The sequence below is a fragment of the Paraburkholderia jirisanensis genome (assembly GCF_054782355.1).
In genome coordinates this window covers 1,206,971-1,230,545 of record NZ_BAAGSQ010000033.1, presented here as the reverse complement: position 1 = coordinate 1,230,545, position 23,575 = coordinate 1,206,971, and the positions used below count along the sequence as shown (strand labels likewise).

At 57.5% G+C, this 23,575-nt stretch carries 21 protein-coding genes; 11 read left to right on the top strand and 10 right to left on the bottom strand.

Features of this window, described 5'->3' with window-relative positions; translation table 11 throughout:
* The first annotated feature begins 57 nt into the window (after positions 1–57).
* Positions 58–861: an alpha/beta fold hydrolase gene (locus ACYVNQ_RS37535; protein ID WP_460910920.1), complete on the top strand. Its 804-nt coding sequence runs from the start codon at positions 58–60 to the stop codon at positions 859–861.
* Positions 862–2,412 carry a hybrid sensor histidine kinase/response regulator gene (locus ACYVNQ_RS37530; protein WP_460910918.1) on the top strand — a complete coding sequence of 517 codons (1,551 nt, stop codon included), beginning with the start codon at positions 862–864 and terminating at the stop codon, positions 2,410–2,412. It abuts the gene before it with no gap.
* 128 nt (positions 2,413–2,540) lie between these two features.
* On the opposite strand, the gene ACYVNQ_RS37525 is transcribed toward ACYVNQ_RS37530, so the two are convergent.
* The gene (locus tag ACYVNQ_RS37525) at positions 2,541–3,173 is read right to left on the bottom strand and encodes a LysE family translocator (protein ID WP_460910916.1); all 633 of its coding nucleotides are present in this window, start codon (positions 3,171–3,173) and stop codon (positions 2,541–2,543) included.
* A gap of 555 nt (positions 3,174–3,728) precedes the next feature.
* Here ACYVNQ_RS37525 and ACYVNQ_RS37520 point away from each other — a divergent pair.
* Both ACYVNQ_RS37520 and ACYVNQ_RS37515 read left to right on the top strand, forming a co-directional pair.
* On the top strand, positions 3,729–4,841 hold the full coding sequence (locus tag ACYVNQ_RS37520) for a hypothetical protein (RefSeq protein WP_460910913.1): 1,113 nt from the start codon (positions 3,729–3,731) through the stop codon (positions 4,839–4,841).
* A gap of 637 nt (positions 4,842–5,478) precedes the next feature.
* The gene (locus tag ACYVNQ_RS37515; RefSeq protein WP_460910910.1) at positions 5,479–6,420 is read left to right on the top strand and encodes a hypothetical protein; all 942 of its coding nucleotides are present in this window, start codon (positions 5,479–5,481) and stop codon (positions 6,418–6,420) included.
* Positions 6,421–6,749: 329 nt separating this feature from the next.
* Here ACYVNQ_RS37515 and ACYVNQ_RS37510 read toward each other — a convergent pair whose 3' ends face one another.
* Positions 6,750–7,385, bottom strand: a complete 636-nt coding sequence (locus ACYVNQ_RS37510; RefSeq protein ID WP_460910908.1) for a nitroreductase family protein — start codon at positions 7,383–7,385, stop codon at positions 6,750–6,752.
* Positions 7,386–7,719: 334 nt separating this feature from the next.
* Between ACYVNQ_RS37510 and ACYVNQ_RS37505 the strand changes: the two genes are divergently transcribed.
* The gene (locus ACYVNQ_RS37505) at positions 7,720–8,616 is read left to right on the top strand and encodes a LysR family transcriptional regulator (protein WP_460910905.1); all 897 of its coding nucleotides are present in this window, start codon (positions 7,720–7,722) and stop codon (positions 8,614–8,616) included.
* A 155-nt stretch (positions 8,617–8,771) separates the two neighbouring features.
* Here the strand turns inward: ACYVNQ_RS37505 and ACYVNQ_RS37500 are convergent, their stop codons facing one another.
* From ACYVNQ_RS37500 to ACYVNQ_RS37475, 6 genes are all read right to left on the bottom strand, one after another.
* Complete coding sequence (locus tag ACYVNQ_RS37500; RefSeq protein WP_460910902.1) at positions 8,772–9,404, bottom strand: LysE family translocator; 633 nt, start codon at positions 9,402–9,404, stop codon at positions 8,772–8,774.
* Positions 9,405–9,449: 45 nt separating this feature from the next.
* Positions 9,450–9,989, bottom strand: a complete 540-nt coding sequence (locus ACYVNQ_RS37495) for a carboxymuconolactone decarboxylase family protein (protein ID WP_460910898.1) — start codon at positions 9,987–9,989, stop codon at positions 9,450–9,452.
* 77 nt (positions 9,990–10,066) lie between these two features.
* On the bottom strand, positions 10,067–10,816 hold the full coding sequence (locus ACYVNQ_RS37490) for a sulfite exporter TauE/SafE family protein (RefSeq protein WP_460910895.1): 750 nt from the start codon (positions 10,814–10,816) through the stop codon (positions 10,067–10,069).
* Between the two features lie 219 nt (positions 10,817–11,035).
* Positions 11,036–13,906, bottom strand: a complete 2,871-nt coding sequence (locus ACYVNQ_RS37485; protein WP_460910891.1) for an SEL1-like repeat protein — start codon at positions 13,904–13,906, stop codon at positions 11,036–11,038.
* 11 nt (positions 13,907–13,917) lie between these two features.
* Positions 13,918–15,228: a hypothetical protein gene (locus tag ACYVNQ_RS37480; RefSeq protein ID WP_460910888.1), complete on the bottom strand. Its 1,311-nt coding sequence runs from the start codon at positions 15,226–15,228 to the stop codon at positions 13,918–13,920.
* Between the two features lie 229 nt (positions 15,229–15,457).
* Complete coding sequence (locus ACYVNQ_RS37475) at positions 15,458–15,973, bottom strand: GNAT family N-acetyltransferase (protein ID WP_460910885.1); 516 nt, start codon at positions 15,971–15,973, stop codon at positions 15,458–15,460.
* Positions 15,974–16,443: 470 nt separating this feature from the next.
* Here ACYVNQ_RS37475 and ACYVNQ_RS37470 point away from each other — a divergent pair, with 470 nt between their 5' ends.
* The gene (locus ACYVNQ_RS37470; RefSeq protein WP_460910881.1) at positions 16,444–17,358 is read left to right on the top strand and encodes a DUF4148 domain-containing protein; all 915 of its coding nucleotides are present in this window, start codon (positions 16,444–16,446) and stop codon (positions 17,356–17,358) included.
* A 146-nt stretch (positions 17,359–17,504) separates the two neighbouring features.
* Here the strand turns inward: ACYVNQ_RS37470 and ACYVNQ_RS37465 are convergent, their stop codons facing one another.
* Entirely contained in the window at positions 17,505–18,275 is a 771-nt protein-coding gene (locus tag ACYVNQ_RS37465) for a cysteine hydrolase family protein (RefSeq protein WP_460910878.1), read from the bottom strand.
* 467 nt (positions 18,276–18,742) lie between these two features.
* Here ACYVNQ_RS37465 and ACYVNQ_RS37460 point away from each other — a divergent pair, with 467 nt between their 5' ends.
* Positions 18,743–19,414, top strand: a complete 672-nt coding sequence (locus ACYVNQ_RS37460; RefSeq protein WP_460910875.1) for a GNAT family N-acetyltransferase — start codon at positions 18,743–18,745, stop codon at positions 19,412–19,414.
* A 12-nt stretch (positions 19,415–19,426) separates the two neighbouring features.
* Here ACYVNQ_RS37460 and ACYVNQ_RS37455 read toward each other — a convergent pair whose 3' ends face one another.
* Positions 19,427–20,236, bottom strand: coding sequence for a 4'-phosphopantetheinyl transferase family protein (locus ACYVNQ_RS37455; protein ID WP_460910872.1), 810 nt, complete (start codon positions 20,234–20,236; stop codon positions 19,427–19,429).
* Between the two features lie 182 nt (positions 20,237–20,418).
* On the opposite strand from ACYVNQ_RS37455, the gene ACYVNQ_RS37450 reads away from it, so the two are divergent.
* The 4 genes from ACYVNQ_RS37450 to ACYVNQ_RS37435 all read left to right on the top strand — a co-directional run bounded on the left by ACYVNQ_RS37450 (position 20,419) and on the right by ACYVNQ_RS37435 (position 23,566).
* Positions 20,419–21,279: an acyl-CoA desaturase gene (locus tag ACYVNQ_RS37450; RefSeq protein WP_460910869.1), complete on the top strand. Its 861-nt coding sequence runs from the start codon at positions 20,419–20,421 to the stop codon at positions 21,277–21,279.
* A 71-nt stretch (positions 21,280–21,350) separates the two neighbouring features.
* Positions 21,351–22,349, top strand: a complete 999-nt coding sequence (locus tag ACYVNQ_RS37445) for an acyl-CoA desaturase (protein WP_460910866.1) — start codon at positions 21,351–21,353, stop codon at positions 22,347–22,349.
* The gene (locus ACYVNQ_RS37440; RefSeq protein WP_460910863.1) at positions 22,346–23,263 is read left to right on the top strand and encodes an acyl-CoA desaturase; all 918 of its coding nucleotides are present in this window, start codon (positions 22,346–22,348) and stop codon (positions 23,261–23,263) included. Before ACYVNQ_RS37445 ends, ACYVNQ_RS37440 begins: the two co-directional genes overlap by 4 nt.
* Before the next feature lie 12 nt (positions 23,264–23,275).
* The gene (locus ACYVNQ_RS37435) at positions 23,276–23,566 is read left to right on the top strand and encodes an acyl carrier protein (RefSeq protein WP_460910860.1); all 291 of its coding nucleotides are present in this window, start codon (positions 23,276–23,278) and stop codon (positions 23,564–23,566) included.
* The last annotated feature ends 9 nt before the right edge of the window (positions 23,567–23,575 follow it).

Sequence of the window (23,575 nt, the reverse complement as noted above, 5' to 3'; positions counted from 1 at the left end):
GCGGTCTGTCAGGTCACTCTATGAGATGATGTCTCGTCAACTATCTCCGGCGGCCGCATGAGCTTCCTGCAACGGAACAATGTTCACGTCTCGGGAAGGGGACAGAGAACCATCGTATTCGCCCACGGCTTCGGATGCGACCAGAACATGTGGCGACTGTTCGCGGCTGAACTCTCCGGCCGGTATAGAACGGTGCTATTCGATCTGGTGGGGAGCGGCAACTCGGACCTGGCTCTTTACGATCACGACAAATACGGATCGCTTGATGGCTACGCCGACGATGTTCTTGAAATCGTCGCGAGCTGTGTGGAGGCCCCAGTCATTTACGTTGGCCATTCCGTCAGCGCGATGATCGGAATGCTTGCTGCCATCAAGGCACCCGAACTGTTTGCCGCCAACGTCATGATCGGACCATCGCCGTCGTTCATAAACGAAGGCAGCTACGTGGGCGGTTTCGATCGAAGCGACATCGAGGATCTGCTTGAGACGCTCGATAATAATTATCTCGGTTGGTCGAGCAATATGGCTCCCGCGATCATGGGTGCACCAGATCGACCGGAACTGGGCGCTGAACTGACGAACAGCTTTTGCAGAACTGATCCGGATATCGCCAGGCATTTCGCGCACGTCACATTTCTTGCCGATCACCGGACAGACCTCGCGCGGGTGAGTACGCCGACGCTTATCGTGCAGTCCAACGATGATCTGCTCGCACCGGTCGCTGTGGGCGAATACATGCGCGACAGAATCAGGGGCAGCACCCTGGCCATTGTCGAGAACGTCGGGCACTGCCCTCATTTGAGCGCGCCAGGCCGCTGTCTTGAGGTGACCGAGGAATTCCTGCAGAAGCTGGGCCTTTAAGTGGATACGTCCCGTCAGGTTCTGGTCCCAATCGATGACGCGTTTGAGCGGGCCCCGTGTGGTCTTCTCACGACCGCAACTGACGGGACGATCCTGCGGGTTAACGCCACGTTTTGCCGGTGGGCAGGCTTCACAGCGACCGAATTGCTCGATAAACGCCGCATCCAGGATCTTCTGACGATGGGCGGCAAGGTTTTTCATCAAACGCATTGGGCACCGCTGCTACAGATGCAGCGATCGGTCGCGGAGGTCAAACTCGAAATCCGCCACCGCGACGGACACAAGGTACCCATGCTGATCAATGCCGTCCGGCACATAGAGAATGGTGAAGAATTCGATGACTTCGCCTGCATGCTCGTCATGGACCGGCACAAGTATGAGCAGGAACTGCTGCGGGTGAGGCAGCAGGCGCAGCGGGCACTTGCGGAAAAAAGTGTCGCTGAGGAGGCGCTGCGGAGCGCGGATCGCCGCAAGGACGAATTTGTCGCTACTATTGCTCACGAACTGCGTAATCCTCTCGCCCCTATACAGGCTGCAGCCCGACTGTTTGCTCTCCAGAATTTCAGCGACCCGCGTCTCGTCCGGTCATGCAAGGTACTTGACCGGCAGACCAGGCAACTCGCGAGGCTGGTCGACGATCTGCTCGACATCTCTCGCGTGTCGGAGGGAAAGCTGGAGATAAAGCTCGAGCAGGTGGACCTGACGCTCGTTCTCCGTCAGGCAAGCGAGGGAGCACGTGGAATGCTTGAGGCCGCTGGCCACACGTTCGTTGTGGATCTGCCTGTTCAAGCTCTGTATGTCAACGCGGATCCCGGGCGCCTGATTCAGATTATTGAAAACCTCCTGACCAACGCCGCGAAATATACCCCTGTGGGCGGAACAATCCGACTTTCCGTCACTCCGGACGATCAGACCGCGACCATCGCCGTGCGTGACACCGGAATCGGTATCGCGAAGGAGGATGTTGCGTCGATTTTTGGCATTTTCACGCAGTTGGCGACTGGATTGCCCCGTGCCCAAGGCGGTCTGGGTATCGGCCTTTCGCTTGTGCGTGCGTTGACGGAGCGCCACGGAGGTAAGGTCTACGTCGAAAGCGAAGGCGTGAACAAGGGTAGTCAATTCACTGTCCAGCTTCCACTTTCTCTGGCGCAAAGTGCCAGTCCGCGTATGTCGGCAATCTCGGCGGTTGCTGTCGCGCGGGTTCGCCGTGTGCTGATTGTCGACGACAACGAAGATGCTGCGCTGAGTCTCGCCACGTTGCTCGACATCGATGGGCACGAAGCGCGGACAGCATCCACCGGTGCAATCGCACTCGAACTGATTTCCAGCATCTGGCCTGATGTCGTCGTGATCGATATCGGTCTTCCCGATATGTCGGGCTATGATCTGGCGCATCTTGCGAGGCAGACTGCTGGAGGAGCCGACATGCTGTTGATAGCACTAACAGGCCGTAGCCAGATACGGGATCAACAGATCGCTGTCGACGCTGGATTTCAGCATTTCATGACTAAGCCGGTCAATTACGATACTTTGCTCGATGTGCTCCGGTAGGCATCGTCCAGAAACGGTCGTTCTGCGTCCGGCGGTAGTCGGTCAACCAGGGTTATTCGATTGAGCCGCCTGGATCAGCGACAACTTTTTCCAGCTACCGAAGCGAAGCACGCTTGTCCTTCCGGTGTTTAATCACGGCTCGCGACGGCAAGTCTCGCTGCTAGTCCGGCGAAAACTAACGCAAGCAGATATTGAGGGGCACGCGACGGACGGCGCCGGCTAGCCCACCGCTGCCTAAGGTGACTTGCGGAAAGTATGACAGCACCGTTCACGACCAGTCCGATGAAGTTGAGCACAGTAGCGAGCGTCAAGATCTGCAAGGCCACTGCTCCATCTTGGGGACGTACAAATTGTGGAAACAACGCAAGGACGAACAACGCCATCTTCGGATTGAGCAGATTGGTTAGCAGCCCTTGCCTGAAAATCTTTCCAACGGGAAAACGAGCTTCGCTTCCAGCCGGCGTAGTCGAGATCGGGGACGCGCGAACGGTCTTCCATGCGAGATAGAGCAGGTACGTCGCGCCAGCGAACCGGACTACATCGTAAGCAACGGGAACAGCGAGAAACAGCTGGGACAGGCCAAACGCTGCTGCCATCGCGTGGCAGTAGGTTCCCACGAGGATTCCGGCAAGCGACGCAAAGCCAGCAGATCGTCCCTGACTAACGCTTCGGGACGCTATTAGCAGCATGTCCGGACCAGGCGTCATAGTAAGGGCGAGACAGGCACCCGAGAAGAGTCCGAGCGTAGTGAGGCTGAGCATGAGGTCCTCTTTTGTTGGTAACCCAACAACCAGAAGGGATCTCAGTCTAATGAACGAATTTTAAGGGGTCAATCAGTTTGACCGGACGCTTTCGGCCATGCCGTCAGTCCACTGCAGGATGACTCGCCTGGCCGGCCATGGATGCTCCTCGCCCGATACACGTACGGAGCGGTGCGGATCGGCGGACGAGCGGTCCGCAGCAGAGCCTGATGCGCTGGGCTGTAGTCGGCCATGAATGGACGTTCGTCTATTGCGTCGCTATGACATTCGAGCGGTAGCTTCACTTCGCAAGCGGTCACTCGACCGAGAACCAGCGATTTTCAAGAACGCCATCGTCAAATCCATTGGTTTGTGCAAGTTTTAGGTACGGTAAGCCTATAGATTAGCTTGCACGAGGCAGCAGATTCATTCTCTATGCATTTTCCATTTATAGAAAAACTGGATCCTGGAAGCTGTCAAAACATCATTGCATGGAAATAATTTTCCGCAATCGGTCACGCAGCGTGTCCGGGCAAGAATGTTTTTGTCCTGGAAAAACTTAATGGATAAGTAATTATGAGAAAAACCAACATACTTTACGTTAACCCCCCAAAAAATCCGGACAAACCGCCGGTCGGGTCTGTGATCATTGCTGGTGTGCTCTACACTCACGCTTCGCGCCGGGTGAACCAGCTGTTTGACGAGGTGGTCTGTCCAGCGTTGGAGGAGGGTGGGTACAAGCGTTACGGCATCAAGTCGCAGTTGGTGAAATTCATCCGGCAATACGGATATGAGCACTATTTTTCAGACGTCGCGGCGTTCCTGGACACCTTCATGCCTTGGCTGAAAACTCGCGAACGCCCCACCCGAGGCGGCAGCTACACGCCGGTGCTGAAGACGTTCGAAGTCAGCCGCATGTCTCGCCCGCCCTGGCCCAAGGACTACACCTTAAAGCTAGGTGCGGTGGCTGGAGACAACATCCGTCACGTCGTCCGCAACGCCACGTTGAAGCGCGCTCTGGAGATTGAATGGGGTCGCTCGTCGCCCGCGGCATTGGAGGTGCAGAAGAAATATTTCGCTGACATGGCCGCCCTGCTGGGAATCTCCATCGAGAAAGACGCAAGCCTGGACCTCATCATCCCGGCCATTTACAAAGCTTTATACCTGAACGAAGACAACTTGTTCGCGGGCGACGGTCCGACGAACCAGATCATCGGTTTTGCCGCCGACGGTATGCAAAGTATTGGAGAGGAATACCTCGGCATGGACAACGACGCCGCAGTAAACATGCTTGATGTACTCAAGCGAATCTCGGAGCACATTTATACCAAGAGCGAAATGGTCAGGGCCAGTCAGTATTACAAGCAGGAAATCGTCTCGGGACTGCTGGAAACCATCACGCAAGCGCTCAGTTCGCTAGTGAGCGCCAACGGGGATGTCTTGGACGTACCGGCGCAAATCGTCGGCGACCTGGTGTCCGATATGGGCCTGAACTTCGGTTTTGATCTGATAGACGGTCGCCGCAAGGAGGACCAGGAGAACATCGGCTCGCGCCAGGGCCGTTTGCTGCGCGTGGAGCAGGCGCTGCAGACTTATATCTCCCGCGACGGACAGGGCATGTCACTTCTCAACATCTTCAGCGAATTTCTGGGCAGGGGCGTCGACAAGTCAAAGTCGATTCAATTCTGATCTACGGAGGCTGTGACCTCGTTGTGGTATCGAAAGGCTGCTCAACAAGACGGCCCTCTCAAGCAGACGGCGCGGGCTGAAGTTGCAAGGATAATGAGCCAGACCGCACCATAAGCATCCCCAGGCAGTCGACGGTCGCGCCGCACTGGCGGGACTTGCAACCCCTCGCGATTCCGACGACGCTGACACTGGAAGCGGCGATCTCGTTCGGCCTCGTAAAGTGCACCTTCGCTGACGTGATGCCGATCGACGCAGCGGTTCGTGCTCAAGGCGTCGTACTGACAAGTCCTCTGCTGCCCGAAGCAGAGCTTGCTCGGGGGATCTGATCGACCCGTTCGACAAAACGCGTCCGTTGGCGAATGGCTGCCACGCCCGGTACGAGTCGGCGCGAAATGCAGATCAGCCTCGGTACCGGTTCCGGTTCCGCAAGGAGTTCGACCGGCGATATTCGACCGGAATAAAGCCCTGCGACCGAGTGTTACGGAGGGAGAGGTCTTGTGCTGGTGTTATCCGGATGCGGATCAATTCCAGGCGTTGGAAGCGCGGCTCCTATGTCCGCGATGGTGGCTGGAGTCGACAACGCTCAACGCGTCACCGGCGTGCCAAGGCTTCTTCCCTTCACGACAGGAATATCGACATGAATCTGGCCCAGCAGGACGAAAGAACTGAACGCTACGAAAAGTGCATCGAAGCCTCCAGGCGAGTCCGCTGGGATATCGATCGCGACGTGATCCGTAACCGTTCGCTCGATCCTTCGCACAAGTTTATGCCGGATGGCCTTTCGAGGGCCGATCGGTTGACGTTCCTGAATCCCGATGAACAGCGCATGCTTTCACAGATTCAAGGCCGGACCTACGCCAACATGTTTCGCCTCGTCGAGCGCTTCATTGGCGCGAAAATGCTCGAAATTGGCCGTGATCATGCTCTGGGCGATCAAATCGCGCTTGAAGCCATCGTTCGCGTCACCGACGAGGAATTGAAGCACCAGGAGTTGTTTCGTCGCATGGATAGGCTTGCGGCGGCCGCGATGCCCGACGGATATCGATTCCTGCCGGATCCGGATGAGGTTGCGACGGTCATCCTCGGCAAATCGACGTGGAGTGTCCTCGCACTGACCTGCCATATCGAGATCTTTTCGCAGATCCACTATCGGCAAAGCATCGCTGCGGACGAGCAACTGTCGCCGCTCTACAAGGATGTGTTCCTGTATCACTGGAAGGAAGAATCGCAGCACGCACTTATCGATGAACTGGAGTGGGAGCGCGAGGACGGGCGCATCGACGATGCTGCGCGCGATTCGGCGGTCGACGATTTGATCGCACTCGTAGGGGCGGTCGATGGCGTTGTCCAGATTCAGGCGCAGGCCGACACGGAGTATTTTGTCGGGCGCCTCGAATCTGCACTCAGCGCGGACGAACAGAAGGCGATCGCCGCGGGCATTCTGGCGGCTTATCGTTGGCAATACATCGCGTCGGGCGTGCTTGAACCGCGGTTCGCGAACAGGCTGAAGAGCTTGATTACAGATCGGCAGATGGCACGCATCAACGAGGCATTGGGGCCGATCATGGCGTCTGTGTAGTTTCTTGCTTATCGTGTTCGGTGGGATTGAGGAAAGCCGGATCGATATAGTCGTTGTTGCGGACCCTTTTGGTCATGCTGTCAGTCCATTCAGGGGTCGGCTACGACCCCTCGGCGCCGGGCGGTAGTCGGCCATGACGGAACACTCAGCCAGTGCTCCCCGACGTTCGAAGGTCAGCGTATAGCGGACATCGAATATGGATTGGGAACTGGTTGCAACGCTGCGCGGTGCGCGTCGAAGCAGGTCAAGCCTTCAATCAGGATATAACTTATGTGGCTTCCTGCTTCGAGGCGGTTAGTTATTCCGTGAGCTCACTATGAGCGGCGGGCCTATACAAGATTCAATACATCGTCCACGGGGCGGGGCGGTTTCTGGGGCCAATTTCCCGGACCCTCAGGGCCGACAGCTAATAGCATGACGGGAAATTCGTCCTTGGTCAGTCCGAACTCGCGGTGCACGTCGGGGGCATCAAAGCCAATCATCGGAAGCGTACCGAGGCCAAGCGAGCGGGCCGCATAGATTATCGCCGCGGCGCCGAAGGTTGCAGTACGTATTGTCTCGTCGCGCCGTTGCTGCGGGTTCGCCATGTACAGATCGCGAGCCAGCATTTCCCACTCTGACACCATGCCTGGCGGCATGATGCCCGCTCGTACCACCGGAGCCAGACGCTGCGGTAAAACATTGGTCTCGACCAACTGGCCGCAGACGATGAAGATAACAGCCGCTTCAGTAGCCGGTGGCTGATCCCATGCAATCGGTCGCAGCCGAGCCTTTGCCTCGGGCGAGCGCACAGCGATAAAACGCCAATTCTGCAAGTGGAAGGACGTTGGCGCGGTGGTGCCGATTCGCACCAGATCGCGGATGACGTCGTCACTTAAGGTCGCGGAGGAGTCAAAGTGCTTGACGGCGGTACGACTCAAGATGCATTCGATGACTGCATTATTCACGGTAATCTGATTTGTCATTTGCAATCCTATGTATGAATGGGAAAGTCCAGGCACACAAGTACCTTCTCTATCGTTGCAGGAAATGCCTCGGTTAAGCCCGATCGACATCTAATGCTCAGCGCCCGCGATCTGGTTCTCCAGGTCGCTCTACCGGTTGGTCTGATTTGAAGTGGTGATCGGCCCGAAGCAGCAGGCAGATCAATTCAATGGGCGGAGTGTTCATCGCACGGCACAACATCAATGTTCAGCGTATGCATGGCGGCTATTACATATGCATCCAGAAGCTGGCACAATGTGGTTTTTCCGATGCGGCCTTCGGATATACCGAAGGAAATCAGTCCCGGGTGAATGTGTGAGATTCGATCTCGTAGACCTGCACCTGTTTCTTTGTGTGGTCGATGCTGGCAGCATTACAGCCGGGGCTCGACAGGCAAATCTCGCATTGGCGTCGGCAAGCGAGCGGATCAGTAACATCGAGTCGGACGCTGGTGTTCGTCTGCTTGAAAGAAGCCGCACGGGGGTGGTAACCACCGAAGCAGGAGAGGCGTTAGCGCATCACGCGCGTCTGATACTTCGACAGCACAGCCTGTTGCAGGGAGAGCTACGTGACTTCGGTGCTGGAGCGCGAGGTACGCTGCTGTTGTACGCGAACACGGCAGCGTTGATGGGCCTCCTGCCGCAACGACTCGCTCCGTGGCTGGCTCAGCGTCCGCGCCTGAACATTGATCTGAGAGAGCGTAGGAGTGCGGAGATCGTGAAGATGATCGCCGCGGGCCTGGCCGAAGCGGGCGTGATATCGGATGCGATTAACCCCACAGGCGTCACTATCCAGCCGGTCGCGAATGACCATCTCGTCCTGATTGTTCCTGTTGCGCACAGACTCGCAGAATCAAAGGCAATCTGTTTTGCAGATGTCACAGATGAACACTTCGTTGGTCTGGAAACCGGAAGCACGCTTCAGGACCATATCGACGAGCTCGCTGCCGATCTGCACAAGAGGCTGGAATTCCGTATCCGTATGAAGGGCTTTGAGGGCGTGTGTCAGATGGTGTCGCAGGGCGTGGGGGTAGCGATCATTCCACTGTCAGTGGCCAGGCATTATCGACGCAGATATCCGTTCAAGATGACCGCGATCAGCGATAACTGGGCACACAGGCGGCTTTGTCTTTGCTTCCGGCAATGGCACTCGCTGTCGAAGCCGATGCAGAAGTTGCTTGCGCATCTCGGGGGCGCAGCGCAGACCTTGTAGCCGAGCGGCCGTCGCAAGCGAATCATTCAGAAAGGCTTAGATCAGCTCGACGATTCGTTATGGTTTCTTGTCGGAGCAGATCACAGCGGCCAGCGCAATGCTGGCCGCGAGCGACAACAAAATCGCCGGAATTGCGTGCCGGCTATTTAAATCCCCTATCGGTGCGCTTCCGTCGCCATCCGAATGGCCAGGCTGGTCAATACAGTTCCCATCATCCAGCGCTGTATTGCCAACCATTTAGGCCGGCGCGCGAGAAATCCGGCGATCGACCCCGCAGTCATTGCGACCAGTGCATTCACGCTGATGCTCACCGCAATCTGCACAAAGCCGAGTACGAGCGATTGTCCCAACACGCTACCGGCGCGGGGATCGATGAACTGCGGCAGCAGAGAAAGATAGAGCACTGCAATTTTCGGATTCAGCAGATTCGTCGCAAAGCCCATCATGAACAGCTTGCGCGGGCTGTCCGCCGGCAGATCGCGTACCTGGAACGGTGAATCTCCGCCCGGCTTTACCGCTTGCCACGCAAGCCAAAGCAGATAAAGCGCGCCGCCGAAGCGCAATGCGTCGTACGCAAACGGCACCGTGAGTAGCAGCGCAGTAATGCCCAACGCCGCACACAACATATAGACGACGAATCCGAGCGCGACGCCGCCTAGCGAGATCAGCCCCGCGGCGCGGCCCTGGCAGATCGAACGTGAGACCAGGTAAATCATGTTCGGTCCTGGCGTAAGCGCGATGCCCAGTGCAACGAGGCTGAAGGCCAGAAGAGAAGGATATGCAGGCATTGCATGTCTCCATGACAAGATCGCGGTAATGCCCGGGCGCGCGGCCTAGTCGAATGACGGAAAATCGACGTCGGTGCCGTTGATACGATTGAAGGTATTGGTGAAGATGCCGAGCGCAATGGTCAACGCGATCTCCGCCAGTTGCGGGTCGCTGTAGCCGGCCGCACGGATCGCATTGAACTCGTCGTCGCTGATCGTGCCGCTCGTGGTATGCAGCAGCGACACGAAGCGCACCAACGCATCACGCTTTGCGTCACCTGTGGGCTGTTCCGCGCGAATGGCACGCAGCACATCGACCGGCAGACCCACCAGTTTTCCGACGAAGCTATGCGCGGCCACACAAACGTCGCACCCGGTCTTCTCACTGATTAACAGCTTGATGATCTCGTGCTCTTTCCGGCTCAGGCCGCCCGAGTTCAATGTGCCTTGCGCGTCGAGCACGGTGGCCAAAGACGCCGGTATAAGGTGTCCCAATGCGGCGTACGTATTGGGCACGCGGCCGCCGGAAATTTTCTTCACGCGCGCATAGATATCAGCGGTGGCACCGGTGGCGGAGGTGATGTCGGGAATAGCGATACGGCTCATGGTGTGAACTCTTCAACAAGTGTGGCGGGAATACGGAGACGGCTCATGGCATGCACGCTTCATCAGATGGTCAGGACTCAGGAAAACGGACGCAGCGCCAGTTCAAGGCCCAAGACCACGAGAAAGAAGAGAAAGCAGCGGCGGAAGGTTTTCGGGCTGATCCTCTGTCGCACAATCGAGCCCAGCCACATGCCGACCAGAGCCGGAAGCACAGCCATCAGCGACAAGCCGATCTGGTCTATCCGGAATGCGCCATGGGCCAGCAAGCCTGCTGCGAGCGCAACCGTAGAGACGGTGAAAGAAAGGCCGAGAGCCTGCACCAGCTCGTCTTTCTGAAGACCTAAAGACTGCAGATAGGGTACAGCCGGAATCACGAAGACGCCGGTCGCGCCAGTCACCACCCCGGTAACGATGCCGACGATGGGCGAAAGCCAACGCTCGAGGCGTTCCGTGGTTGAGACTGTCGGCGAAAGCAGTGCATAGACCGCATAGGCAATCAGCGCGATTCCCAAAGTACGGCCCGACCAGACGGGATCGACGATTACCAGCAGTCGCGACCCGAGAACGGTACCGACCACGATGCAGAGCATCATTGACCACAGCCGTCGCATCAGGCGGAATGTGTGTCGCCCCACCAGCATTTGCCACACGTTGGTGACGAAGGACGGAATGATCAGAATCGCCGCCGCCGCAAGCGGCGACATGACGGCCCCAAGCACGCCGATGGCAACCGTGGGCAGGCCCATTCCGGTGACGCCTTTAACGAGACCTGCTCCGAGAAACGTCACAAGGAGCAGGCCGGTCAATCCGATGGTCAAAGTATTCATGCTGCGCATTACGCCTCCAACCGGGAGTTGGCACAATGCGGTTTTTCCGATAGACCCTTCGGATTCACCGAAGGTAAGCGGTCTTGGTGAGTCCATGAGATTTCGATCTCGCGGATCTGCGCCTGTTTCTTTGTATGGTCGATGCCGCTGCAGCACTGCTCACGTTCCGAAGCCGAAATGCGCTCGCTTGCGCGAAACAACAACGGCATTACCGTCGCTTCAGCGCAACTCTGTCACCGTCATGCCCAGGTTTGCAGCGATCTCACGAGCGCGCTGTTTCTCGTCATCCCCCATGCGTTCCGACAGTCTCGACTCGACGATCCTGATCGCGGTGGCGTACGCCGGCACGCCATCGCCCGCTTCGAAACCGGCGCGCGCGCGGGCTATCCATGCGGCGCCGAGCGCCCGGTCGCGCGGCACGCCGTTGCCCGTCAGAAAGCGCATGCCGGTGTCGTATTGCATGAGCGGATTGCCCAGCAACGCCTCGCTCAGGCAAGACAAGCCATCCCAGCGCTGGCGCAGTTCGCTGGCGGGCGTGAGCGACTCGTTGCGCCACAGGTTCGACGCCGCGTCGGCTGGAATCAGCCAGCGCCGCTCATTGCCAGCGAGCCCGGCTTCCGTGCCGGCAGCCAACGCATGCAAAGCGAGCGCAATCTGCGACTGCTCAGCGCCGCCTCGCGCGCCTTGCCGATGCAGTTGCATCGCTCGCGTGGGGTTGCGCATCGCGAGCGGCCCGATTTCGTACACGGTAGCGAGATCGCTGGCTGCCCAGTCGTCGCCTGCAGCCAGCGCTTTTTCAAGCCAGGCGCGGCCCGCGTCCGGATCGCGCCCGACACCACGCCCATAGGCATAAGCAACGCCTACCATCCGCTTCGCTTCGGCGTCGGCGGGTGCCGCCTTCGATGCCCACGTGAGGGCCTCGTATTCGTCGGCGCGGCCGCCCAAACCCGTGAAGAGGTGCCAGGCGAGCGAAGTTTGAGCCGATGGGTTGCCCTGTTCCGCCGCACGCCGGAACCAATATGTCGCGGCCGACAGATCGGGCGTGACGCCTTCGCCGAGATCGTAGCGGTCGCCGAGCATCGACTGGTATTTCGCGTCGCCTTGCGCCGCGACTTTCCATTGCCAGTACGCACGGTCCGTGTCGTTGCCGATGCCGTTGGCCTTGTCGGCGAGCGCTTTCATCGCCATCACGTTGCCGGTGCGTGCGGCGCTCTGACACCAGCGCGCCGCATAGTCGGGACGACGTTGCACGTTCGCGTTTCCAGACGCGTATGCGCTGCAAAGCCATGCTTGCGACGCCGGATCGCCGAGTTGTGCGCCCTGGGAGAACCAGTTCAGCGCGACGCCTGCGTCCTGCTTGCCAGCGAGGCCGAGCGAGTACGTATAGCCGAGTGCGCCATAAGCAGCGGGAACCCGGCGCCTGGCAGCCGCTTCGAGCCACTCGACACCTGTCATTCCGGCCAACGACTGATGATGCTCTGTCAGATAGCCGCCGAGGGACACGCTGCCCGCCGCATCGCCTGCGTTCGTCGCGACCGTCAGGTAATGCAGCCCGAGAGACTCGTCACGCGGTACTTCGGTGCCTGACAGATATTGATTGCCGATCCAGCGTGCGGTCTCCACGTTGCCATGGTCCGCGGCGAAGCGGTACCAGCGTATCGCCCGGGCTTTGTCGACGGGCGTGCCTTGCCCCTGCCACGCCATGGCGGCAGCCGTGACCGCCGCGGTGGCGCTGCCGCGCTCGGCGCCCTGGCTGGCCAGATTGAACGCCTTGACGAGATCGACCGGCTCGCCTTCTCCATGCAGTGCGTACGCCGCGAGATTGAGTGAGGCGACAGCGAGTCCCTGCGCCTGCGCTTTTAGGAACCACTTACGCGCTTCGGCGGAATCCTTGTGGGTGCCCCAGCCTTCGCGGTACATCACGCCAAGATCGTTCTGTGCCGTGGCCAACCCGGCATCTGCCGCGCTGAGCAACCAGCCGAGCGCTGCTTCCAGGTCGACCGGGCCGCCACGGCCGGTGCGGTAGAGGACGGAGAGTGCGGCGCGCGCGGCGGCATCGCCTTCAAGCGATGCCCGCCGGTACCACTCGCGCGCCTCGACATCGTTCTTTGCGACACCTGTGCCGGACGCATAGAGGTCGCCCACCCTGCGCTGCGCGTAGACCATACCCCGCGTTGCGGCGCGCAACATCAGAACGAATCCGCTGCGCGCGTCACGTGGCACACCTACGCCTTCCAGATACGCATCGCCCAGCACCGCCTCTGCGGCGGTGTTGCCTTGGCGCGCGGCCGTGCGCAACCACGCAATGCCGTTTGCAGGATCGCGCGGCACGCCGGCGCCGCGCAACAACGCGATGCCGAGCTGGAGCTGGGCGCTCGCATCGCCGCCCGTTGCGCCGCGGATCATCCACGAAGCTGCGACCACGGGGTCTTGCGGCACGCCGCGCCCGAACGCAGCGAATTGCGCCGCGTTAGCCGCACCGTTCGTCGAGCCTGCCTCGGCGGCCTGGACGAAGTACCGGTAAGCGGCGCCATTGTCGACCGGTTGACCCTCGCCATTCGCGCTCATGGCACCCAGAGCATCGGCCGAGATCGCATCGCCTCGCGCGGCGGCCAATTCGAACCACTCGCGCGCCACGGCATAGTCCTGAGGAACCGCGGTGCCGTCGCGATAGACGTTTCCGAGTATGCGGCGCGCGAGAAGCGAGCCGTCGAGCGCCGCCGACTTGAGCGTTGCGATACCTCGAACGCTGTCGGCCTGTCCGCCATAGCCGTATGTCATCATCTGGCCATACAGGGCTCGCGCGTTGAGGTTGCCGTGCGTGGCTTCGTCCTCGCAACGCGCGCGTTCGTCTTTCGGCTTGTCGAGGGGCGACGTGCTCCAGAATCGATAGTCGAACACCAGCGCACAAGGCGTCGTTCCGTCTTCGGTGGCGAGCCGTGGAACTGCGGCTGGAAACCCGGTGCGGGAAAACAGCACGGCGGGCTCTGTACGCGGCGGCGCCGGCAACGCCTTCGTCGTGATGGGCAGTGCCGCGATCGCAGCGAGCAGCAACGTGCCGACATCGCGACGCGCGCCTTCGCGTGTCATGCGTCGCGCCCTCATGGCCGCTGGATGGTGACGTTCCTGATGACGATGTCAGTGTGGCCGTCCTCGTCGTCGTACGATGTCCACCATGGGATGCCATAGTTCGCGAGCAACGCGACGTCGACGTGCTCCGTGTTGCCGTTTTTCTTCACGAATGTGCAATGCAGTTCGACCGCTTCTCCGTCGAACGACTTGAAGACAGTCGATGCGGGAACGGTTTTGCCGACCTCGCAGGTTCTGGCGCTCTCGCCTTCCTCTGAAGGCAGAGGAACGGGGAACTTGATGCTATGCCCTTCAAGAAGCGGCTGACTCGCGACCGCAATAGCGGTGTCGTCGCTCAGTGTGCCGAGCGGAGTCAGTTTCGGCCCGACGTCTTGCGTCAGCAGGTCCGCGACGCCGTAACTCAGATAGAAGTCAGACCAGTTCTGCCGGGTAGCGTCCGCGTTCGCGCCCGGCGTAACCAGTTCGGCAAGCACGCCATTATTACGGCGGTTCACGTACGTATCCTTGAACGGAGACGGCTCGTTCGGTTTCGATTGATGCCGCCACTCGGCGTCGATCACGAGACGCGCGTAAGGCAAACGGCGGCTCCCGTTCTCCGGCAACTTCCGGCGAATCGGATCGGGCAGGCGCCGCTCGTCGAACATGTCGTCGAGGTAGGCGGATGGGTCGGCCAGCACCGTCGCGCGCGCCGACGGCATTTGGGCGATAGCCTGGAAAAACTCGTACGTTGCGCGCTGACGCGATGCCTGTGGCATTGCATCGATCGCGTCCACATCCGTGCTCAGCATTTCGCAGAAATTGGGCTTAGCTTTCGCCGTCGATTGCGGCGTCGGTGCTGCTTCGAGCGCCGATTCGAGTTCCACGTCAGCGGCCAGTAGCTCCGCAGTGGTGTATCGCTCGTCGTCCGGGTCGGGAACGCTGTGACCGATCGAAATCTCCAGGATATCCAGCACATCTTTGAAGCCATGCGGAGATAGCGTTTTTGCTAGCAGAACGAAGTCGCGCCCGTTGGCGGAGAGGGCATCGCAATCGCTCTTCTGTGTTTGCGCCATGTCTTTCATCAGGTGCAACACCCGCATGCGATCGTCGGGCGATAGATGGTCGCCGAACATGCTTTGCTTCGTGAACCTGTCGCGATACTCCGCGTTGGCCGCAATCCGCGTCAGCAACGCCACCAGCAAACGCCCGTTTTCCGAGTCGGGATCGACTCCAGCCTGACTGAGGAACTGGCGGAGACGCTCATTGCTTACAGCCGGTGCAGGATTGGCCGTTGCGGTTTTCGGCGCTTCCGATTCGGGCGCAACAGGCTGCGCGCTGCGCATGTCGAGTGCATGTGCGCCTGCTACTGTGAAAAACAGCACTACCCCATAGAAACCGGTCTTTAGCTTCATTTTGTTCGAATGTTCACCACGAAATTAAACCGGCAACCCGGCGCTTAGCCCGCCGATTCATTCAGGCGGCATGTATGAGGCGAATGCCGCACAATGAGATATCGGCAAGCCGGGAGCGATTCTTTAGCGATGGTTATCAGCGGGAGAACAGTGAAGGGCGCTATGCGCGGATGACGTACCGACGATCGACGACGGGCGTTTTGCCGATGTAGCTGGATTCGACACCCGCGAATTGCCAGCCGTTGCGTTCGTAGAAGTCGATTGCCCGCCGGTTGCCTTCGAGCGCGTACAGATGCAGGTGAGTTTCCCCGAGGTCTAGCGCCCACATACGGACGGCTTCAATCATGAGCTTTCCCGCGCCGTGGCCCTGGAAAGGCTTCAATACATGAAGACAGTCCAGCAATACACCGTATGGTGAGTCCGGCATTTTTTCCGCGCTTACGAATCCGACCGGCTTCCCGGTGAATTCGGCTATGAGAACGAGGCTGCGACTCTCCGTCGGCTGGGCCATATAAGTTGCCCAATGCGATTTGTGTTCTTGCAGCACTTCTGCATCGAGGTACTGTGCGGGCAAGATGTCGCGGTACGCAATCTGCCAGCTCGAAGTATGCAATCTGGCGATGGTCGCCGCGTCGTCTGCTGAAGCGTGGCGCAGCAAGATTCGTGAGTCTGCCATGGCGATTTCTTAAAACCCGAATGTGCCATAAGTATAGCGATGCAGTTGATCGGGTTCGGACCTCGCGCGCAGAGTGCGCGCTTCGTATAAATCCGTGAATCACAGGGAGCGTCAAACTGACAACGACGCGACACTGCCTGCATGCAAGTTGTGTCTGTCTGTCGCTCAGGTGCGAAGCTTCGCTGGGTGCGGTCGCGTGCGAATGAATTAGAGGTGCTCTTGAATCGTCGTAGGAAAAGCGGGCGGCAAGCGTGATTTTTCGGGCAACAGTGCATACGCGACGAATGTAGTTCGGAGATAAAAATAGCGGCTAGCAGGCATCCAGTTTGCCTCTGCTTTCGTATACGACTGTACGGCCGAACTCACATCGTTGTGGCGGAACTAGTTGATGGAATCCGCCGTGAACCCTCTGAGGATTCGGGCGCGGCGATACCGCAAAAACGCACTGTCGCGATTCAAGAGGAGAGTTCATGATTAACCAACCGAACAAAATTGCTCTCACGGGCCTGTTTATTGGCGCGGTTGCGATTGCGGTGAGCTTTTCGCAATTGGGCCATAGCTGGTTGTCGCCGCACAAACTCGCCCTTGAACGCGATAACGAAGGAGCGCAGCCTCCACGCGGCGATACGAGAACAGGCCCCGTGACTGCCAAACCGGCTGTAGTACCCGATGATTCGACGGCTATCGCCGGTCAAACGTACGCGGTGCGCAATAGTCTGCAGAACAATGACCTTACCACCGCGCAATCGCAACCAGAGGCCGCGCGTACCGCGAATAAGGGCGAGGATCAGGTGCTTGCGCCGCCAGGCAATGTGCAGGCACCAGTGGCGCAGATGCAGCCTGCGCCGGCCTCGGCGCGGGCTAACAGGGCGGCGCAGCAGGGCCCCAAATCGGCACGAACGTCGTTGGCGGGTTCCGGACAAACCGGCCGTGCTTATGGACCTCACGCGGCTCCGCGTGGAGCCTCGAATCCTACCTCTACGTATGCGGAAAGTCGGCGCGATTCTGAATCAGCCGTTGCCGCCGGCAGTGCCGCAAGCACTTCGGGTGCGAAAACGGCCGGCTCAGGTGAGGGGATTTCTGTCGGATCACTAAATTCTGATTCTGCTGAGGTGAAAGCACCGGCTCAGCCGGTTTTACCGCTACCGTCAGGCTCGCCATCTGAACCGACAGCGCGCGCGTCCCCGACATCGTCGCCATTGGCATCTCAACTCGGAGCCACCGGTGGCACGCTCTTGCAACCGGAGAGCGGTCCAAAAACACGTGCTCAGGTACGGGCGGAAATTGCCCAGGCCCGTGCCGACGGCAGTCTGCCTGCGTTCGGCAATCCGGACCCTGCTGGACCTGGCGGTGCACCGAGTCTGATTTTGTTGCCGCGTCCGTGACATGGCGCGCGTCGTCAGTTGTTGCGGCAACGCCGCGAGCGTGGGTTGCTTTCCCCTTGGTTTCGGGGGTAATCAGAAATTGATCGCCCGCGGGTGCCTCTCTACTGGGACGACCAGCCCTCCCGAAATATCGCAGCGCGTGTGACCTACCCGGTCTTCTCTCGGGCGGGTGTAAAACACAACCCTAAACCGGTCAGGTCGGCTGGGAGATATCGCGATGTGGCGTCGGACTCTATATGCGGACGAGGGCAGGACTCCGTGTGACAACTCATAAGGCCCTCCGTCGCAGTGACGCCGCGGTGCCATGTAATAGAGGCTGACGGCACGCGGCGAGATTGATTAGGGCATCCGTTCGCCTGAATGCGCCTGAGTAGGAGCGGGTCTTGCCGCTCAAAGAACCAAAGAGCGTGCAGGACGGTGGTCTTGTAGCCAAGGTCGAGTGCGGCACGAGTTGTCGCATGGATGCATTTATGGCTCATGGCGCCTACGATCACCATTGCCTCGACGCCTTCGTCGTCGAGTATCTGCTTTAAGGCAGTATTTCGAAACGCGTTAGCGTATTGCTTGCGGATAACTGGCTCCCCACTGATGGGCCTTACAGAACGGTGTATCTGAGCCCCGGGCGAACCTCGAACGAGGAAGGGTGCGTCGGCATCCGGAAACTCGTGCCGAATATGAATGACCGACACGCCATTATTGCGGGCCGCAGCGATAACACTGGCGGCGCTGCGGGCGGCATCTTCGATGCCTACGAGTGGCAGTTTGCCGGAGGCAAAATAGTCGTTCTGCATGTCGACCACAACTACTGCTTGCTTGCTCATTTCAACTCCCAATGTTTCGCCAGGCTTTTCTGCAGTCGGGCTGAGAAAACGCTCGGCAAGGTCGTTCTCATCTTGACGTCGCTGTGACTCTGACATCCGTCGTTTGCGATTGAAGCGTAGCCGGCACTCAGTTGATCTACGCGATGGCTATATGCATGCCCGTGCATCCCGGCGTGATTGCCAACGATCTGCGAGCTTGATCTCATAGCCTTCCAGGTCGTAAGAAATAGACGTGACATTCTTTTCGCCGACGTCGGCTTTCCGTGACGCAAGGCGTAGCAGCAAATGCGATCCGATGGTTGGTCGAGTCCGTCGGAAACATATGACAGTGTGATCGGAAAAGGCGACATCACGTGGTATCCGTTCAAGGCGCGAACGCAATATGCCGGATAGCGTCCATCGTTCCGCCCGCACAGCGGCCCTAGCAAAAATAGGAGGCGACGATCGCTGCCAGTGCCGATATTGTCCGTTACAAGCATTGAGATGCTAGAAGCCCCACCTCGGAGCCACCGCCTCGCTCATTCCGAGTGGGTGGCGCCCGAAATCCGCACAGGAGAATCAACTTGAAAAAATGGACAGATATTGAGGCTCTGCCGCGAGACACTTTGACGCCCGCCCAGTACACCTGGAAGCAGCTGGTTCCGGAAGATATTGATGAGCTGATTCGCGGAATCCGGCAATGGTGGCCTGACATTTCATTCGGATCTGGGCGTGTCTACGTCGACGACGCTTTTTACCGCGATCGCACAAGTTTTCACGGAGACCCGGAGAGGGACATCATTGTCTACGTGGGGAGATATGAGGGGGCGATTATCTCTGTCCTTTGTCTCGAGCGCTTTCCGGATAGCTTGACGTTGTTAGGGCGATTTGGCGCCTGCGCAGAAGAACATCGCGGCACGGGTTCCGCGCTATTTGCTGGCTACATCATGGATCAGCAGGCGAAGACCATGGGCTATGCGATGGTCTACAGTTACGTAACGCTAAAGTCCAAAGGAATGCAGGCTTTGCTTGAGCATGCCGGCTTTCGGCCGGTTGGCATCGTTCCGTGTTCGGATCGAGAGCTTGTTGGACCGGGCGTTGTCGGACACGTAAACGAAGTGCTGTACGCCAAGGTCTATGTGCCCGCGAAGGCTATTCTTCCAGTCGACCAGCAATGCATGACTGACAGTGTCCAGGCACTCTGGCATCTCATTTTCGAAAAATCTGGCGAACGTGAAAAAGCTCGACTGATTTGATCTGATTCTCGTCTAGGCGTTTTCAACTGAGAAGGGCGGCACCGAAGAACGTAGCACGGGAATGTCGAACGGTGTCTCAGAGATGAGCGGAACGACATATCGAGCCTTCGGAAGGACGCGACGCTGGTCGTACAGAGCGCAAACTGCACATAAGTGGGACGGCCCCGGCTGTAACAGCCAGAAGCTCGGGAGCGGCCCCGCGGGCGAATGCGCCGGTGGCAGAAAATCAATCGAGCCAGAATTCGTCAAGTCAAACTGAAAGCTCTTGAGTGGAAGGGATAGACCTGTGCCGCGCGCTTTTATATAGGCTTCTTTTAGTGTCCAGATAGAAAGGAACGTTTCATCAGCGTGTGACGGGGCTATCGAGCGGAATGCCACGATTTCACCTGGTGCGAAGCAACGTTCTGCAAGAATGTTTGTCGCCCTGCTGGTTTCACGGCTCTCAAGATCAACGCCGATTTCACCACTCCTCGAGGTCGCGACAACGATCATACCGGCAGTGTGACTAATACTAAATGATAGTCCGCCGTCGTGCAGCAGGTAGGGGCGTCCGTACTGGTTCGCTGCGAAACGCAGCGTATTGGCCGCCACGCCGAGGAGATTGGATAGCACCGTCCTCACGAGTGCTCGTGTAATTAGATAGGAATGGCGGTCTCGAGCGAAATAGAACTGGCTGGCGCACTCAAGCTCGTCATCGGACAGAAGAGCCCGGTATGCGTCAAGCAATACTGCCGAGTTGATTGATTCCGGTTCTGCAAACCAAAGATCAATCGTATTCCATGTGGAAAGATCGCTGGTTTCGTGCAAATTCTCGGGTCTCATGTCGATGTCTAAAGAAAAGATGACAGCTGTTGTCCCGGCGAACCGGGACAGACGTACCAGGTAGCCGGTGCTTTAATTTCCATTAAGCGGTTTTAAAAGCGTTGCATAAAGTTTCTTGTACTGAAATTCATCTGCCCGTCGCTATGTTGACTACCGGGAAGCACTCTTTTGAAGATACGTCCATGATACGCCAGATAATAGCATTTTCGACGATTCTCATTCCCACTCTGCTGGTGCCAGTTGCCGTATGGATAATTGGCACGCATGGCATGTCGTACGCGGAAATCATGGTTTTTATCGTGATGTATTGCCTGAGCATTATGGGTGTCGAGATGGGTTTTCATCGCCTGTTCTCTCACCGATCTTTCGCAACCGGACCAGTACTCAAATCGTTACTGGTTATTCTTGGCAGCATGGCCGCACAAGGGCCGTTGATCCAATGGGTTTCAAATCACCGCACTCATCATCGCTTTGTCGACGATATTGGTGACCCGCATTCACCATACGCTTCAGGCGGACCGATTCTGGCAAAGCTATGGCACGCGCATTTGGGATGGCTGTTTGAGCATACCCATTATGACCCTACTATTTACTCCAAAGACATACTTCGCGATCCACTTCTGATGGCAATAAGCCGCCGCTATCACTTGTGGGTACTGCTCGGTCTCGTTTTGCCGGGACTGGTACTTTTCCTGGTAGAAAAATGCCAATGGAATGCATTCCTCGAAGGCATGTTGTTCGGTGGGTTTGTACGGATCTTCGCGGGCCATCATGCGGTTTGGGCAATCAATTCGTTTGGCCATTACTTCGGATCCCGTCCGTTCAATACACGCGGGCAAAGCAGAAACAACTTGTGGCTGGTGATACCGACTTTGGGCGGTGGCTGGCACAACAACCACCATGCTTATCCAGCATCGGCTGTGAACGGCTGCGAGTGGTGGCAGTTCGACCCGATTGGTCTGGTAATCCTGCTAATGGGGAAATTTCGATTGGTTCACGATATTCGAAGAATAAATAAAAATATACGGGATATTGTTGCGTGATCGAAGATTTTGAAAAATTTTTAGAGATTGGCTAACGAAGGCACGGCTTCACTTCTATAAGGAACGAGGAAATGAGCGATTTGAATCAAGTCAACGCCGCTTCGTCGAAAATTGCAGCGAGCAACAATTCGATGGGACAAAGGCCGATTGGCAGCGAGGTGTTGCACAGGCAGCTCAGGCGGAGGATGTTTTTTTACGCAAGCGTCACAATTGCGTTACCAGCCCTGGCGTCACTGGTCGCATTGGTCAGCTCGATCTGCTATGGCGTTTCAACATGGGCTTTGTTGGCGCTTGGACTGATGTACCTGGTCACTGCAGCGGGAATCACAGTTGGATTTCATCGGCATTTCGCTCACAGGTCGTTTCGCGCAAGACCATGGTTAAGGCTGCTTTTAGGCATCGCTGGCTCAATGGCAGCGCAGGGCCCCGTCCTCAACTGGACGTCCACCCATCGTCGCCATCATCAGAATACTGACCGGCAAGGAGACCCGCATTCACCCTATGTTAGCGGGGATAAAAAGCTGGGTTTGATCGCGGGATTCTGGCACTCGCATATTGCGTGGATGGTTCGGGACAATATGACGAGTACCGTAAAGTATGTGCCCGATTTGCTGCGTGATCCTCTCGTCACGTTCGTGAATCGAAACTATCTGCTCTGGGTGGCGTCAGGCATCCTGTTACCCGGGCTTGTTACGGGTCTGATAGGAGGCTCGTTGTATGCCGGTCTGGAAGGTCTGATGTGGGGAGGATTCGTACGGATATTCCTGGTTCATCACGCGTTCTGGATCATAGGCTCGTTGGCTCATCTTGCAGGCGATCGTGAATTCAGGACCGGGGATGAAAGTCGTAATAACTTCCTCTCGGCGCTGGTTAATATGGGCGAAGGTTGGCATAACAATCACCATGCCTTTAGCAACTCCGCGCGCTTCGGTCTGCACTGGTACCAGATAGATATGGGTTACTGGATTATCTCGGTGCTGAAATATATCGGTGCGGCAGAGGATGTGCGGATGCCATCGATTGCCGACATGCAGGCGAAAAGAATTGTCAGGCAGGAGCAGCCATCATGAAGAACGCCAATCATTTCTTGCTGGCTAATCCAAGACTGGAACAATTGCAGATCCGGAATGCGACACTTGCGATTGGTCTGCCATTCGCAGCAACCTTGCTCGGTGTCTACCTTGTGATCCAGGGAGAATACACGGCACTGGATATGGGGCTACTCGCTGTGATGTACGTGTTATCCATGATAGGTGTCGATATCGGGTTTCATCGATATTTTTCGCACCGGAGTTTCAGGGCACACAGAAGTGTGGAGCTCATGCTGGGCATATTGGCCAGCATGAGCGCACAGGGGCCGTTGATGTACTGGGTGGCAAACCATCGCAGACACCATGCGTTGAGCGACCAGCACGGAGACGCGCACTCCCCTTACTTCAGCGAAAAGGGCGCTATCGACAAGATCCGTGGCTTTATCCGCTCTCAAGTGTATTGGGCAATCACCTGCAAGCCGACAAATCCCGGATTAGCAAGCGACATGAGTCGCTCGAAAAACATCCGCTTCATCAATCAGCATTATTTAATTTGGGTTTTACTAGGAATTATCGTACCGGCGGCAATCGAATTTGTGGTCTACGGTACGGCGACTGCTGCTCTGCATGGCGCGCTCTGGGGTGGTTTGATCCGTATCTTCCTTGGTCAGCAAGGTTATGGAACGATCAATTCCGTATGCCATATGTTTGGAAAGAGGAAATATAAAATTCGTGATAAGAGTCGAAACAATCAGTGGTTGGTATTCGTTACTGCGGGGCAATCCTTGCACCACAATCATCATGCGTATCCAAGAGCGGCCTTGATGAATTTCGACCCATACGAGGTAGATCCTGGTGCCTGGATCATAGTCGCGCTTGAAAGGTTCGGGTTGGTGACAGATGTATGCAGGGTTGACAGGGAATTTTTGAAAACAATCGAAATCCATCATTAACGAGGTGATTCAATGAATACGATGAAAAGTGTGACGACCGCGTCTACGACTATTCAGACCTGGCTTGTGAAATATCTGGCAGATCTGTTGCAGCTGCAAGAGACGGAAGTAAACCTGGATAGGAAGTTCGCAAGATTCGGTCTTGATTCCGCATCGATTGCGGCGATGGCCGGCGAGTTGACTGACTGGCTTGGCGTCGAAGTCGATCCGTTGCTGCTCTATAGTCATTCAACCATCAGGCTTCTTGGCGAGCATCTTGGGAATGGAATGCAATTGGGAACTGCACGTCAGGCTACCGCGTAACGGCTGACT

Bases quoted from the DNA above. Each gene is read 5' to 3' on its own strand.
- ACYVNQ_RS37535 (WP_460910920.1), top strand. From the start codon at position 58: ATGAGCTTCCTGCAACGGAACAATGTTCACGTCTCGGGAAGGGGACAG.
- ACYVNQ_RS37525 (WP_460910916.1), bottom strand. From the start codon at position 3,173: ATGCTCAGCCTCACTACGCTCGGACTCTTCTCGGGTGCCTGTCTCGCC.
- ACYVNQ_RS37520 (WP_460910913.1), top strand. From the start codon at position 3,729: ATGAGAAAAACCAACATACTTTACGTTAACCCCCCAAAAAATCCGGAC.
- ACYVNQ_RS37515 (WP_460910910.1), top strand. From the start codon at position 5,479: ATGAATCTGGCCCAGCAGGACGAAAGAACTGAACGCTACGAAAAGTGC.
- ACYVNQ_RS37510 (WP_460910908.1), bottom strand. From the start codon at position 7,385: ATGACAAATCAGATTACCGTGAATAATGCAGTCATCGAATGCATCTTG.
- ACYVNQ_RS37500 (WP_460910902.1), bottom strand. From the start codon at position 9,404: ATGCCTGCATATCCTTCTCTTCTGGCCTTCAGCCTCGTTGCACTGGGC.
- ACYVNQ_RS37495 (WP_460910898.1), bottom strand. From the start codon at position 9,989: ATGAGCCGTATCGCTATTCCCGACATCACCTCCGCCACCGGTGCCACC.
- ACYVNQ_RS37490 (WP_460910895.1), bottom strand. From the start codon at position 10,816: ATGAATACTTTGACCATCGGATTGACCGGCCTGCTCCTTGTGACGTTT.
- ACYVNQ_RS37485 (WP_460910891.1), bottom strand. From the start codon at position 13,906: ATGACACGCGAAGGCGCGCGTCGCGATGTCGGCACGTTGCTGCTCGCT.
- ACYVNQ_RS37480 (WP_460910888.1), bottom strand. From the start codon at position 15,228: ATGCGCAGCGCGCAGCCTGTTGCGCCCGAATCGGAAGCGCCGAAAACC.
- ACYVNQ_RS37475 (WP_460910885.1), bottom strand. From the start codon at position 15,973: ATGGCAGACTCACGAATCTTGCTGCGCCACGCTTCAGCAGACGACGCG.
- ACYVNQ_RS37470 (WP_460910881.1), top strand. From the start codon at position 16,444: ATGATTAACCAACCGAACAAAATTGCTCTCACGGGCCTGTTTATTGGC.
- ACYVNQ_RS37465 (WP_460910878.1), bottom strand. From the start codon at position 18,275: ATGTCAGAGTCACAGCGACGTCAAGATGAGAACGACCTTGCCGAGCGT.
- ACYVNQ_RS37455 (WP_460910872.1), bottom strand. From the start codon at position 20,236: ATGAGACCCGAGAATTTGCACGAAACCAGCGATCTTTCCACATGGAAT.
- ACYVNQ_RS37450 (WP_460910869.1), top strand. From the start codon at position 20,419: ATGATACGCCAGATAATAGCATTTTCGACGATTCTCATTCCCACTCTG.
- ACYVNQ_RS37445 (WP_460910866.1), top strand. From the start codon at position 21,351: ATGAGCGATTTGAATCAAGTCAACGCCGCTTCGTCGAAAATTGCAGCG.
- ACYVNQ_RS37440 (WP_460910863.1), top strand. From the start codon at position 22,346: ATGAAGAACGCCAATCATTTCTTGCTGGCTAATCCAAGACTGGAACAA.
- ACYVNQ_RS37435 (WP_460910860.1), top strand. From the start codon at position 23,276: ATGAATACGATGAAAAGTGTGACGACCGCGTCTACGACTATTCAGACC.